Here is a 13663-nt window from a genome sequence, read left to right as displayed (position 1 = left end):
TATACACCTATATTACGCTTAATTCAAGGTGAAAAAGACAGCCCGATTACTGCACTACAGATTCACCCATATGCTCTTTCGCTGCTTTTTCAGCCTCTTTCTTTTCAAGATTTTTATGAGCTGTAGCCATCATGAGTTTTATCCTGTTGAGCTGATTTACATCTGATGCTCCCGGATCATAATCTATAGCTGCTATATTAGCCATAGGATTCCTTTTTCTCAAGGCCTTCATCATTCCCTTTCCGGTAACATGATTAGGAAGGCAGGCAAAAGGCTGCATACATATTATGTTTTCCACTCCGTCATCAATCAGATCTACCATCTCGCCCGTAAGAAGCCATCCTTCACCGCACTGATTGCCCAAAGAGATTATTTCCTTTGCCTTATCTGCAATATCTTTTATATACATAGGCTGATGGAACCTCTTGCTATTTTCAAGAGCCTTTCTCATAGGTTTTCTGAAATACTCAAGAACGTCCATAGCGATCTTATTCCCCATCATAGTACCGTATGTACCGGAAAGATTACGGAAATTAAACTCTTTACTATGCATTCCATACATGAAAAAGTCTATCATATCAAGAACTACTGCTTCTCCGCCTTCCTTCTCGATTATATCTACTACATCATTATTAGCGTTAGGATGATACTTTACGAGAATCTCACCGACAACACCTACTTTAGGCTTTTTTATGTCAAGAAGAGGGAGCTGATCAAAATCTCTGACTATAGATGCCACTATTTTTTTAAATTTCACAAGGCTTCCTGTATACACATTTCTTCTTGCAACTCTTGCCCATTTTTCATAAAGAGCATTAGCCGAACCCGGTTCTTTTTCATATGGTCTGGTAGCATACAGAACCCTCATAAAAAGATCTCCATATACAAGTGCCATCACACCTCTTTTTATAACCTTTACGGAAAGACTAAACCCCGGATTGCTTTCAAGGCCTGCCATATTTACGGAAATAACAGGTATCTGTTCCATATCCAGATCTTTAAGAGCCTTACGCAAAAGAGCCACGTAATTGCTGGCTCTGCATCCTCCGCCCGTCTGACTCATAAATATCCCCACTTTATCAAGATCAACTTCACCTGACTTTAAATACGAAATTATCTGGCCGAGAGTCACGATGGTAGGATAACAAGCATCATTATTAATATATTTGAGGCCTTCATCTACAGCATTCTTATCTACAGTGGGAAGCCTTTTCACATTATATCCTGCGCTTCCTATTGCAGCTTCCAGGAACTGAAAATGTATAGGCGACATTTCAGGAATAAGAATCGTATAATCCTTTCTCATCTTCTTTGTGAAATATACGCGCTCATATGAGCTCTTATCATCTACATGAGTAACGCCGTTCTTCTCCCGCTCATCCATAGCAGCTTTAAGAGATCTTATTCTGATCTTAGCTGCTCCCATGTTTGTGCCCTCATCTATTTTCAATACCGTATAGAGTTTATTATTCTTCTTTGTAATTTCCTCTACCTGATCTGTTGTTACAGCATCAAGACCACAGCCGAATGAATTCAGCTGCACAATCTCCACATCATCGGTAGTTCCCACAAACGTAGCTGCTTTATAAAGCCTTGAGTGATACATCCACTGATCCAAAACTCTTATAGGTCTTTCCAATTTCCCCAGATGGGCTACTGAATCTTCTGTAAGCACCACCATATCAAAAGAACTTATTATCTTGTCTATGCCGTGATTGATTTCAGGATCCAGATGGTAAGGTCTTCCCGCAAGAACCACTGCCTTTTTCTTATGGTCTCTGGCATATTTAAGGGAATACTCGCCCTGCTTCTTTATATCGTCCTTTACACGTTTATCTTCTGCTCTCGCCATCTTTATGGCTTCTATCAGCTCGAGCCTTCCCACGCCTGTTCTTCTCAGCACCTTGTAAAGCTCTCTGGCAAGATATTCATCATTATCATAAGGAAGGAACGGATGAGAGAATGTGACTCCGTTTTCTTCAAATATGTCATCCATATTTCCGGCTATCACCTCAGGATATGTAGCTACTATAGGACAGTTGTAATGGTTAGGCGCAGAATCATCTTCAACCCGCTCATAATTAATACTCGGATAAAATATCCATTTAGCACCGTGATCTACGAGCCACTTGATATGTCCATGAACCAGTTTTGCCGGATAGCATGCCGTATCCGATGAAATAGTTTCCATTCCTTTTTCATACATATCCTTGCTGGAAGTCGGCGAAAGCATTACGCTGAATCCCAGTCTCGTAAAGAGCACAAACCAGAACGGATAATTTTCATACATATTAAGTACACGGGGTATCCCTATAACTCCCCGCTTTGACTCTTCAACAGTCAGAGGCTCATATCTAAAGAGTCTGTTGAGTTTATATTCATAAAGGTTCGGGATCTTATTCGATTCTTTTAATGTTTTTCCTTCGCCCCTCTCGCATCTGTTTCCCGTAAAGAACTTGGTCCCGTCACTGAACTTGTTTATAGTCATCAGACAGTTGTTTTCACAGCCTTTGCATCTGACATGGCTTGTAGTCACATGAAATGTAGCAATGTCGTCCGGCGTTATTACTGAAGATACCGTATCTTCAACGTAATTCTCTCTTGCAATAAGAGCTGCTCCGTAAGCACCCATAAGTCCTGCTATATCAGGCCTTACGATTTCCTTGCCCATAACATTTTCTATAGCCCGAAGAACAGCATCGTTGAGGAACGTCCCCCCCTGAACTACTATCTTGTTTCCAGCCTCTTCGGGATTTCTCAGCTTAATAACTTTATAAAGCGCGTTCTTAATTACCGAATATGACAAGCCTGCGGAAATATCTCCTATTGTTGCGCCTTCTTTTTGAGCCTGCTTTACTTTTGAATTCATAAATACGGTACATCTCGTTCCCAGATCTACCGGAGCTTTCGCAAACAGAGCCTCTGTTGCAAAAGACTGTACATCCATGTTTACAGATTTAGCATATGTTTCTATAAAGGAGCCGCACCCTGACGAACAAGCTTCATTGAGCATTATATTATATATAGCTCCATCCTTTATACGCATACACTTCATATCCTGACCTCCGATATCCAGGATAAAATCAACTCCCGGCAGAAACTCTTCGGCAGCTTTGTAATGAGCCATAGTCTCTATTTCACCAAGATCAGCTTTAAAAGCGGCCTTTATCAGGCCTTCGCCATATCCGGTCGCCGTAACGTTGGCTATGTAAGCCTTGGGAGGAAGCAATGAATAGAGTTCCTTAAACATATTCATAGTAGCCTCCAGAGGCTTTCCTTCATTACCTCTGTAATACGAATACAGAAGATTTTTTTCATCATCTATAAGGGCAGCCTTCGTAGTAGTGGAGCCCGCATCTATGCCGAGAAAAACTTTGCCCTTAGCCTTTTTTATATCTTTACGCTTTATCTTATCCTGAAGATGCCTGTCCCGGAACTTTCTATAGTCTTCTGAATCAGCAAACAGTGGATCCACATGTTTAGTATCAGACAAAGCGCTGGGATCTGCATGTTCTATTCTGTTTATGATCTCCTTAAATTCTATTTCTTCATACTTTGCCGAATTGATAGCTGCCCCTATAGCCACAAAATATTTAGAATCCTCAGGAAAGATCACCTCATCCTCTTTGAGTTCCAGAGTCTGAATAAATCTTTTCCTGAGTTCTGAAAGAAATGACAGCGGTCCACCTAAAAAGGCAACTTTTCCTTTTATGGTATGTCCGCACGCCAAACCGCTGATAGTCTGATTGACCACTGCCTGAAAAATAGATGCTGACAAATCCTCTATAGGGGCTCCCTCATTTATCAAAGGCTGTATATCTGTTTTAGCGAATACTCCGCATCTGGCAGCTATAGGATATATCATAGTATGTTTTTTAGCAGCTTCATTCAGTCCCGATGCATCTGTATTGAGCAAAGCAGCCATCTGATCTATGAAAGCTCCTGTTCCTCCGGCACATGTGCCGTTCATTCTCTGCTCTATAGTCTGCCCATAAAAAGTAATCTTAGCATCCTCTCCTCCCAGCTCTATAGCAACATCTGTTTCCGGAATGAGAGTTTCGACAGCCGCACTGCACGTTACTACCTCTTGCTCAAAGGGAATCTTTAGAATATTGGATAACGACAACCCTCCGGATCCTGTAATAACAGTTCTGAGTTTTATATTTCCTACTGTTTCATACATATTTTTAAGCAAGTCTACAACTGTTTTAAAAACATTCGACATATGCCTCTCATATCTACTGTATATAACCTTGTCACCGTCATCAAGCAACACAAGTTTCACAGTCGTAGAACCAACATCTATACCTAATCTCATATAATATACAATCCTTCCTTCTATAACTAATAATATATATGTAAATTTAATTTGTTTTCTTCATTTAATATTGTCTTATGATATAATAATTTCATGAAAAGTTCAATCAAAAAAGACACATTTAAAGCGATATACCGATTATTGGATAGATTTTCTCCAATTAACGGAAACTGCGGCAAACTCTGCGGAAGCATCTGCTGCACATACGAATATGAAACATCCTCTGAAAGCCAGCCCAGTATAGATGAAAACTTGTCTCTGGGTCTTTATCTGTTGCCCGGAGAAGAAAAACTTTTCACAGGCCGTGAAGACTGGCTGGAATGGAACTGGGAATATGCCGAGGATTATGAATTCCCTGAAAGCTGGCACGGCAAAGTGTATTTTCTCAAATGCAAAACTGCACCTTTTTGCCATAGAGAAATGCGCCCCTTGCAATGTCGTATTTTTCCGCTAACTCCCCATCTGGACGAAAACGGACAGTTGTTTATGATATATCAAAGCGGGCAGCTCCCATACACTTGCCCGCTAATCTCTGAAAAAATAAAATTGAATGATGACTTTGTGAAAGCCAATTTTACAGTATGGAAACATCTTCTCCGCGATCCTCTCATCCGTGACCTTGTCGAAATGGACTCATATTTCAGAATCCAGGACGGTGAGGATATAAACATACTATATCCCTAAAAAGATATCTTTAATTTACGTAATCTTCCTTTATAATATCAAGACGCCTTATATCCTTCTTATATACATATTTCAAGGCGATAGCAAAGTAAACTACACCTATAAGCTCCGCTATAGGAAATGCATACCATACCAATTTCAATCCTGCTATGGAAGCGAATATCCATGCCAGAGGCAGTATCCCTACAAGCTGTCTTAAAAGTGAACCCCACAGACTCATAAATCCATGCCCTATCGCTTGGAATATTGAAGATGACATAATACCAAAAGAAGCCGGAAGGAAGCAAAGGCTTATTGTCCTTAACGCAGGAACTCCTATATCATACATTTCCTGGCTCCCTGTCGAATTAAATATAGTAAGCAGTTGATACGGAAGTGTCTGAAAAAGCAGAAGACCAAGCCCCATTATAACAAAAGCCGTCATAAATCCCTTTTTAAAGGTTTCCATAAGCCGCTTTCTGTTTCTTGCTCCATAGTTGAACCCCATTATAGGAAGCACTCCTTGATTCAACCCGAACACAGGCATAAATATGAATGACTGCAGCCTTCCATATACACCCATTACAGCAACAGCCGTCTCTGTAAGACCGCTAAGTATTATATTCATACCAAACTGCATCACAGACATTATAGACTGCATCAGTATTGCAGGCGCACCTACAGCATATATATCTTTAAGAATCCTCCCCTGCATCTTCCATCCGAAAAGCTTTACATGAACAGCATGCTTTTTCTTGAAAAGGAATATCTGTCCCAGACACATGGACACAAGCTGTCCCAATACAGTAGCTACGGCAGCACCTGTAACGCCTATTTCAGGGAACGGTCCGATGCCGAATATAAGCATAGGATCCATTATTATATTTGTCACAGCACCGAAGATTCCGCATACCATCGGAATCTTCATATTGCCTGTAGACTGCAGTATCTTTTCAGTAGTAACCTGAACAATAGAAAACAGAGAACCGACCGTTATTATGAACATATAGTTTATACCGTTTTCAACTATATACGGTGTATCAGACAAAAGATTCATCATAGGCTTTGATAAGAATATCCCTATCAGAGCAAAAAACATCCAGTTGATAAAAGAAAGTCTGTATCCATGACTAGCAGCCATATCTGCCTCTTCGTAACGCTGAGCTCCAAGTCTTCTTGAAATAAGCGAATTTATACCTACTCCGGTTCCCACCGATACTGAAATTATCAACATTTGTATAGGGAATATGTATGTAACGGCAGCAAGAGCCTGTTCGCTTATAAGCGAAACAAAAAAACTATCTACTACATTATAAAATGCCTGTATGAACATGGACAGTATTGCCGGCCAAGACATGTTGAATATCAACTTGCCCACAGGCATATTACCCATTTTGTCCATATGATCCGAATTGTTGAGTCTGTCATTGTTCTCCATCATCTTTTCCTCTTATTCTTACGTAATTTTCACCACAAAAATTTGCCTAAAATATATTAGGCAAATTTTTCAATGCACTATTTCTTTTTAATCTTACCATCGTTATCGGTAAAAAGCAATAGTCTGGGAGCAATTACAGAATAATGATTAATCCTTGGATTTGTAGTAAAGCATGCAATGACAGTAACCTTCAAAATCCGGATCTTCTATCTGATCCTTGAATTCTTGGCATATACACTTGTTCTCCGGCTTTATTTCAACGCGGCACGGACAGTATCCGTGTTTTTTGACAAGACCCTCTTTTATCTTTTTTACTACTTCTTTGTCTTTATTTAATGTAACTGCCATATCTATTCTCCCGAAAAATTATGCCTTCCAAAGGCCGTGAAGATTACAGTACTCATATACAGCAACAATTTCATCATTGTCAAGTACAAATTCAGCTTCAGGCTTTTCCCCCGGCTTAAGATATTTTATCTGGCTGCCTTTTTTAGTTTCAAGACATACCCACTGAATATAATGTTCATCCAGCATAGGATGTTCAACTGAACTTACAGTAACCTTCACTTTATCTCCATCTTTTTCAACTACCGGAACATGCTTTTCCTGAGCTGCATCAGTGGAGCCGGCAACCAGTTCTGTCATCTTCTGTCCACAGCACATTACAGGAACACCTTTGTTTTCTACAAATGTGATGATATTTCCACAGTGTTCGCATTTATAAAATTTCATATTCATACCTCCTTGATTTTAACCTCTTGTTTAAGGTTTTTAATATATTGTACCTTATGAGTCCACAATACTACTTTTTGAGACTTATGTCAAGATAATTTTACCATTATTTTTAAAATTATTGACATATGATATTTAAAATGATAAAATCAAATCAATAAATGACATATGTCAATAATTATTAAGGAGTGTGAAATAATGAAAATCGCTGTTACCTATGAAAACGGTCAGATATTCCAACATTTCGGCCATACTGAAACATTTAAAATCTATGAAATCGATGGAAAAGATATAACAGAAAGCAAAACAATAGGCACAGAAGGAAACGGCCATGGAGCTCTCTCAGGCTTTTTGAAAAGTAAAGGTGTGGACATTTTGATCTGCGGCGGCATAGGCGCAGGAGCAAAAACAGCTCTTTCAGAAGCAGGAATAAAACTTTTCGGCGGAGTTTCCGGAAACGCAGATCAAGCTGTAAAAGACTATCTTAACGGCAACCTCTCATATAAACCTGATATTATGTGCAGCCATCATGATCATGATCACGATCACCAACATGGAAAAAACTGCGGCCACGGAAACTGCGGATCACATGAATAAAATCCTCACGGATAAAACAACAGAGCTGTCTGAAAAACACAGGCAGCTCTGTTTTACGATTATTCAGCCTCCAAGTCTCGAGAAAAATCTGCCGATTCCGGCAAATATATTCTTCATTCTTGAAACAGAACGTTCCTGCCTGTGAAGCGTTGTGTCCATAAATGTCTGCTGACTGTCAAACGGCTCAGGTTCACCTTCACATTTTCTTATATAAGAACCATCCGGTTGCAGAAAGCTGGCTTTTGCCTTATCAGAAAGCTGGACTGAAAGAATATGAAGAAGCTGTTTTTTTATATCCTCATCATATACAGGTGTAGCTATCTCTACACGTCTTTTGAGATTTCTGGTCATCAGATCAGCAGAAGAGATATATAATTTAACTGCATCTCCTTTTCCGAAACAATATATTCGGGCATGTTCCAGAAATCTTCCCACTATACTGGTAACAGACACGTTTTCGGTTTCTTCGGCTATACCGGGTCTGATACAGCAGATACCTCTGACTATGAGCTGTATATCCACACCTGCTCTCGAAGCCTCTGCAAGCTTATCTATCACATCACGGTCTGTTACCGAATTGACTTTCATGCAAATATAACCTTCCGTACCTTTCTGCATCTCCTCATCGATCAAATCCAGAAGCGCAGGCTTTATTCCCTTTGGAGCCACAAGTAGCTGACTGTAATTTCCCTCCAGGTTATCTGTAAGCATGTTCCTAAAAAATGCAGTACCATCCCGTCCAATCTCATCATTTGCTGTCATAATACTTATATCTGTATACATGGCATTTGTCTTTTCGTTATAGTTTCCTGTACCAAGCTGGGTAATATAACTATATCTACCCCTCTTATGAGATGTTATCAGACATATTTTACTGTGACACTTATAATTATCTATACCGTATATAACCTTACACCCCGCATCTTCCAGCATCTTAGACCATGCAATATTATTTTCCTCATCAAATCTTGCTCTCAGCTCCATTAGAACTACGACTTCTTTGCCGTTTTCTGCTGCCCGGCAAAGAGCACGAACTATTTTGGAAGATGAAGCCAGTCGATATATGGTTATCTTAATAGAAATCACATCATCTCCATCAGCAGCTTCATTAAGAAGTTTTATAAATGGATCCACTGAATCAAATGGAAAAAACAGCATCCTATCTTTTTGCCTTATCTGTTCCATCACGGAAATATTTTCATTAAGATCCGCCGGCCATTTGGGAACATATGGAACGTATGAAATGCGTTTGCTTATTTTCTCTGAAAGCTTGCTCTCCAATTCAAATACATATTTCATATTGAGAGGTGTTTTATCTACATATATTTGATGTTTCTCCACTTGTATCATTTTAAGAAGCTCTTTCACAAAAACATCAGATATAGACTGTCCGATCTCAAGGCGCACTATAGCTAACGTAGATCTTTTCTTAAGCAGCTTTTTCACATAACTTCTGAAATCTGTCTCTGTGTCTTCGAACTTCTCTGAGTCAAAGCTGACATCAGCATTTCTTGTAACAGAGATTATACATGCTTCCTCTTGTTTATATTTCCCATACAGTTCATGAGCTCGATGAAATATTATATTTTCCGTCCGTATAAACCTTCCCTCTTCATTAAGCATGACGACTTGCGGAAGAACCTGAGGAACAGGAACAAACGCTATGGATTTTCTGTCGTTTTTATCTCTTACAAGGGACGCTATGTAAAGATGTTTACTCTCAAAATGAGGTTTGGGGTGTCTGTTATCTATGACTTGCGGCGACAGTATGGGAAGTATCTCATTATCAAAATACTTTTCCGCAAATCGTTTTTCTTCACCAGTCAGATTTTCATAGGAAACATCTTCTATCCCCTGTGCCTCAAGTTCAGAACATACCGAAGAATATATTCGTCTTTTTCGTTCTATAAGTCCGGGCATAACCCTATATATTCTGCCAAGCTGTTGATCGGGTGTCATACCGCTTTTATTATCAATATGATCAGGATTGACTGAAGCTATATCAAACAGACTTCCTACTCGTATCATAAAAAATTCGTCAAGATTAGTAGAAAATATAGACACGAATTTAAGCCGCTCCAGAATTGGAACATTTTTATCTGCCGCTTCTTCGAGAACTCTTCGATTAAAACGTAACCAACTTAATTCTCTGTTCTGCGTATAACTGTATTTTTTTCTTGTTTTAAGATTTTTTGACACAAATACCCCTCCCTTACACCATAACTGCTTATAGTCAGCTTTTTTGTTTTCAGTTTCCGTGAAATATATCTAAGTATCATATATCCCGGTATTATAGTATGAATACGTTCCGGATCTATCTTCAATATAGCATTAGCGGCGCTTCTTTTATCTCCTGTCAGAAAATCTCCTACTTTTTTAAGATCTTCCGAAGTCATAGTATTATTTCCCGGATCTATAATTTCTAAATATCTGGCGAATTTAAGCACAGAACGAGCTGTTCCCCCTGTACAGATGAGCTTACTGTACTTGCCTGAAGTCTCCAAAGGCTGTTTATCTATTTCATGTTTTATCGCATGCTTTATTCTTTTAAAAGAATGTTTTCCCGGCAATATATGCTTTACACAATCTTTATAAAGTTTGAGTGATCCCATACGGTAACTTTTAGATAATAATATCCTGCCCTTTTCAAACAGTACTATCTCTGTACTGGCTCCTCCTATATCTATAAAAGCTCCGGAAGAAACCGAAAGTTCCTGCAGGATACCTGCATAACCAAGCATAGCTTCTTCCTCACCTGTGATCACATCTACATTAAAACCCGTTGCCTTAAAAATCTTTGCTACAGTTTCATCTGTATTAACGACATTACGAAGGGAAGCTGTAGCAAACACATAGATTCGTTCGGTAATACCTAAAGACTGAAGAGTAGATTTAAACTCCATTATACTTTCACAAGCCAAATCGATACCTACATCACTGATACAGCCGTTTTCAACATATCCTGCCAGTCCTGCCATTTTCTTTGCTTTAAACAGTATCTTGAATTTTCCGTTTTTCACTTTATAAACAGTAAGTCTTATTGAATTCGACCCTATATCTATAACTGAATATTTCATAGTTTCTCCAATCCCCCTTGCCAGATTATGTATAAAAGACTTATATCAATTATAATACGGAGATATATGATTTTCTATCCGATTTTTGTTAAATCTATATAAACTAAGTTGCTGTATCACGTGATTCTTCGCATTATTTCCTCACCTTGTTCTCGAGTCTGCGATTTCAAAACAGCCTCTTTTTCTTTTCTTAAAAACAAATTTCTGAATATAAATCGGGCTGCAGGTCCTACGACTATCAGCTGCAATGGCAAAGCCATAATAAAATTCGTACAGTACGCCGTCAAAAAATGCGGAAGAAATAAAAAGGTAAAACCATACAATTTAATTGTAGCCATTATACTGGCAAAGAATACTTGCGTTATCACAGTAAAAAGCTGTATTGTCAGTATTATAAATATAGATCTGTCTTCAGGCCGTACTATGCGAAAAGCAAAATATTTAGCAATATGGCCGGCAAAGAAATAAGCACACAGGAATATGATGACAAACTCTATCCACATATGCAAAAGCGCATCAAGAAATAAGGTATTCGTAAAATGATCTGCAGACAGCACCATATTATAAAGTGTCATAAAATAAACCATCATCCATGCAGTAATAAAAGTAAATATGAATGACTGAAACTTTGTCTTAGGCATTTTTTTCATCTCCTCTCAATATTTCCCGGGTTATGTTATAACATTTCCTCTCGTTTATTACTGCTGTGGCCGATTCTGCATCATTTGCCATCTGAGTTATAATCTCGCTGTAATAAAAATCAAAATCTGACCATTTGCTCAGTTTCCTGTCTATTATACGGTCTCCACTTCCGTCTTCTCTGCTTATAGTTATTATGTTTTTCATATTTCCTCCTATTTTACCTCCAACAAAAATACACTAAACTGCCGCTCCATCAGACATGGGAGCCGGCGATATTTAGTGTCGTTTACTTGTTTTTATTTAATTTTATTATTTATTTTATCATAAAAAATCTTTTGATTTCAAGTTCAAAACTTCATATAAGCTGATAAAATAACCCGTGATTGCTGCAATGCCATATCAATCTGCCATGGGCAAGCTGAGGTATTCTAACTTGCAGATTCCATTCGGGATACTGTTTTTTCAACACTATACTATCACCTGTCAGCAAAGCTACAAATGTTATATAATGATCCTTAGTCATCTGATGATCACTTGATATAAAATATTCATTATCTATAACTTCAACAGATAATTTTTCTTCGTCGCAAGCCTTATTTGCATTCAGAGACTGTAATTTTTTGCCACAACATGAAACTTGGGCGTTTGATACGACTGTTATTATATTTCCACATTGCGGACAAATATAAAATTGTGTGTTTTTCATATTTCCTCCTGTTTCTTCATTCTTAATTATTTTCCCTGAAATCAGAGCTTCCAACTCTATTCCCAAAAGCTCGCACAATCGTGAAAGTAAAGATATATCAGGACACCCTGCACCTCGCTCCCACTTAGATACGGTTTTATCGCTGATGCAGACCTCATCAGCCAGTTGCTTCTGCGTCCATCCCTTCTCTATTCTTATATTATATATCAATTGTCCTATCTTCTTGCTATCCACTGATATAACCTCCTTTTTATTTGCTTAAGTTACGCCCCACATGTTATTAAGATAACATCAGTGTGTACGCATTTCAATCGACGTATCGTAGAATTTGTCAGTTCTGCATTATATCCAAACTTCTCCCTGTAATCATAAAACAAAAACAACCGAGTAGAATCCTCATTATTCAAACTACCCGGTTGTTTTTCATACTCTTTCTTCCAGTTTTTCTTTCTTGGCCTGTCTTTTTCAGTCATATGTTTTCCGGTTCTAAACCCCGGATTCTGATATGCCTTGGCAAGGCTGATCTTCGTCATATCTATAACCATTTTCTTTTTCCTATTAGGTATCTCTGTAGGTATGGAACCTGTCTTCTTTCTTCCCATATTATTTTTCCTTTCACATATTTATCCCAAGTCATATCCGGCCTGAGAAAGAACATTAATCGCTTTCTTATAATCTTTTTCCTTAACAAGAATATAATCTGTATTATACGTTGATACAGCAAATATTCCTATACTGTTTTCCGCAAGAAGTCCTGATATCCCTGAAAGTATTCCAATCAAAGAAAAGTCAAGAATCCCTTCTATTCGAAATGCTTTCCAGCCGTCATCCCGATTTATGATATTATCGGGAACATCTGCTGTAATACAGACAAGAGAACACTCTTCATCTGTCTTCCCTATAAAACAATATTCACTTTCAAAATTTGTCAGTGAAAAATCAGTTACCTTACATACTGAAAAATCATAATCTATCTTTTTTATTTTCATACGTCCTGAAACACTCCTTCTCCGTAATCTTTCACCTGCTCAACCATATGTCCAATATTACCTTCTCCGGCAAAACGTTCCAGATCAAAAAAATCCTCGTCTACGTCAAACCAATAAAGCGGATGTTTTTCCGGAGAAAGCTTTACTTTTTTTCTTAAAATCCCTACATAAACTTCCACATAACATTTCTGATTATAGTATGTAAAATCCATCATGTGAGACAGACTTACATCTGATCTGCTTATCCCTGTCTCCTCAAACAGTTCTCTGTAGGCGGCATCAAAATGATCTTCCCCATCCTCTATTTTTCCTCCTACCAGATTATATTTACCTTCATATGGATCTTTGAGCCGTTTACAAAAAAGAAGCTTTTCTTTATCTCTGCTGTATATCATTACGCAGTTATACCCCTGAAACTTCACAGCATATTCCAAAATATCACCGGAGATTTTATCTTCTATAGCTTCCGTACAGCTTGAACAAAATCTATACCTCATTGTA

Annotated in this window: 14 protein-coding genes; 2 read left to right on the top strand and 12 right to left on the bottom strand. The window is 38.3% G+C overall.

The genetic code is table 11. The features are described 5' to 3' along the window. Nucleotides 1–46 precede the first annotated feature (46 nt). On the bottom strand, nucleotides 47–4318 hold the full coding sequence (locus H8692_RS08950) for an acyl-CoA dehydratase activase-related protein (protein ID WP_207722983.1): 4272 nt from the start codon (nucleotides 4316–4318) through the stop codon (nucleotides 47–49). Nucleotides 4319–4411: 93 nt separating this feature from the next. Here H8692_RS08950 and H8692_RS08945 point away from each other — a divergent pair, with 93 nt between their 5' ends. Next, nucleotides 4412–5002: a hypothetical protein gene (locus H8692_RS08945; protein ID WP_177269132.1), complete on the top strand. Its 591-nt coding sequence runs from the start codon at nucleotides 4412–4414 to the stop codon at nucleotides 5000–5002. Between the two features lie 10 nt (nucleotides 5003–5012). Here H8692_RS08945 and H8692_RS08940 read toward each other — a convergent pair whose 3' ends face one another. From H8692_RS08940 to H8692_RS08930, 3 genes are all read right to left on the bottom strand, one after another. Beyond that, complete coding sequence (locus tag H8692_RS08940; RefSeq protein WP_177269130.1) at nucleotides 5013–6422, bottom strand: MATE family efflux transporter; 1410 nt, start codon at nucleotides 6420–6422, stop codon at nucleotides 5013–5015. Nucleotides 6423–6566: 144 nt separating this feature from the next. Next, the gene (locus H8692_RS08935; protein ID WP_177269128.1) at nucleotides 6567–6767 is read right to left on the bottom strand and encodes a ferredoxin-thioredoxin reductase catalytic domain-containing protein; all 201 of its coding nucleotides are present in this window, start codon (nucleotides 6765–6767) and stop codon (nucleotides 6567–6569) included. An 18-nt stretch (nucleotides 6768–6785) separates the two neighbouring features. Then, nucleotides 6786–7151, bottom strand: a complete 366-nt coding sequence (locus H8692_RS08930; RefSeq protein ID WP_177269126.1) for a desulfoferrodoxin family protein — start codon at nucleotides 7149–7151, stop codon at nucleotides 6786–6788. Between the two features lie 198 nt (nucleotides 7152–7349). On the opposite strand from H8692_RS08930, the gene H8692_RS08925 reads away from it, so the two are divergent. Then, a complete protein-coding gene (locus H8692_RS08925; protein ID WP_187525523.1) occupies nucleotides 7350–7748 on the top strand; it encodes a NifB/NifX family molybdenum-iron cluster-binding protein in 399 nt (132 codons plus the stop codon). Nucleotides 7749–7811: 63 nt separating this feature from the next. On the opposite strand, the gene ppk1 is transcribed toward H8692_RS08925, so the two are convergent. The 8 genes from ppk1 to H8692_RS08885 all read right to left on the bottom strand — a co-directional run bounded on the left by ppk1 (nucleotide 7812) and on the right by H8692_RS08885 (nucleotide 13659). After that, nucleotides 7812–9947 (bottom strand): polyphosphate kinase 1, encoded by a 2136-nt coding sequence (ppk1, locus tag H8692_RS08920; RefSeq protein WP_177269122.1) that lies wholly within the window; start codon nucleotides 9945–9947, stop codon nucleotides 7812–7814. Further along, nucleotides 9890–10825, bottom strand: coding sequence for a Ppx/GppA phosphatase family protein (locus tag H8692_RS08915; protein ID WP_207722982.1), 936 nt, complete (start codon nucleotides 10823–10825; stop codon nucleotides 9890–9892). The genes ppk1 and H8692_RS08915 overlap by 58 nt, the downstream gene beginning before the upstream one ends. Nucleotides 10826–10941: 116 nt before the next feature. Continuing rightward, nucleotides 10942–11466 (bottom strand): DUF2798 domain-containing protein, encoded by a 525-nt coding sequence (locus tag H8692_RS08910; RefSeq protein WP_177269120.1) that lies wholly within the window; start codon nucleotides 11464–11466, stop codon nucleotides 10942–10944. Further along, nucleotides 11459–11671, bottom strand: a complete 213-nt coding sequence (locus H8692_RS08905; protein ID WP_187525522.1) for a hypothetical protein — start codon at nucleotides 11669–11671, stop codon at nucleotides 11459–11461. Before H8692_RS08905 ends, H8692_RS08910 begins: the two co-directional genes overlap by 8 nt. 151 nt (nucleotides 11672–11822) lie before the next feature. Next, a complete protein-coding gene (locus tag H8692_RS08900; protein WP_187525521.1) occupies nucleotides 11823–12407 on the bottom strand; it encodes a helix-turn-helix domain-containing protein in 585 nt (194 codons plus the stop codon). A gap of 29 nt (nucleotides 12408–12436) precedes the next feature. Next, on the bottom strand, nucleotides 12437–12775 hold the full coding sequence (locus H8692_RS08895; protein WP_187525520.1) for a hypothetical protein: 339 nt from the start codon (nucleotides 12773–12775) through the stop codon (nucleotides 12437–12439). A 21-nt stretch (nucleotides 12776–12796) separates the two neighbouring features. Continuing rightward, entirely contained in the window at nucleotides 12797–13162 is a 366-nt protein-coding gene (locus tag H8692_RS08890) for an ACT domain-containing protein (protein ID WP_187525519.1), read from the bottom strand. Continuing rightward, a complete protein-coding gene (locus H8692_RS08885; RefSeq protein WP_187525518.1) occupies nucleotides 13159–13659 on the bottom strand; it encodes an NUDIX hydrolase in 501 nt (166 codons plus the stop codon). The genes H8692_RS08890 and H8692_RS08885 overlap by 4 nt, the downstream gene beginning before the upstream one ends. Nucleotides 13660–13663 lie beyond the last annotated feature (4 nt).

Source organism: Lentihominibacter hominis, from assembly GCF_014385065.1.
Lineage (GTDB): Bacteria > Bacillota > Clostridia > Peptostreptococcales > Anaerovoracaceae > Lentihominibacter > Lentihominibacter hominis.
This window is presented reverse-complemented; position numbering and strand designations above follow the sequence as displayed.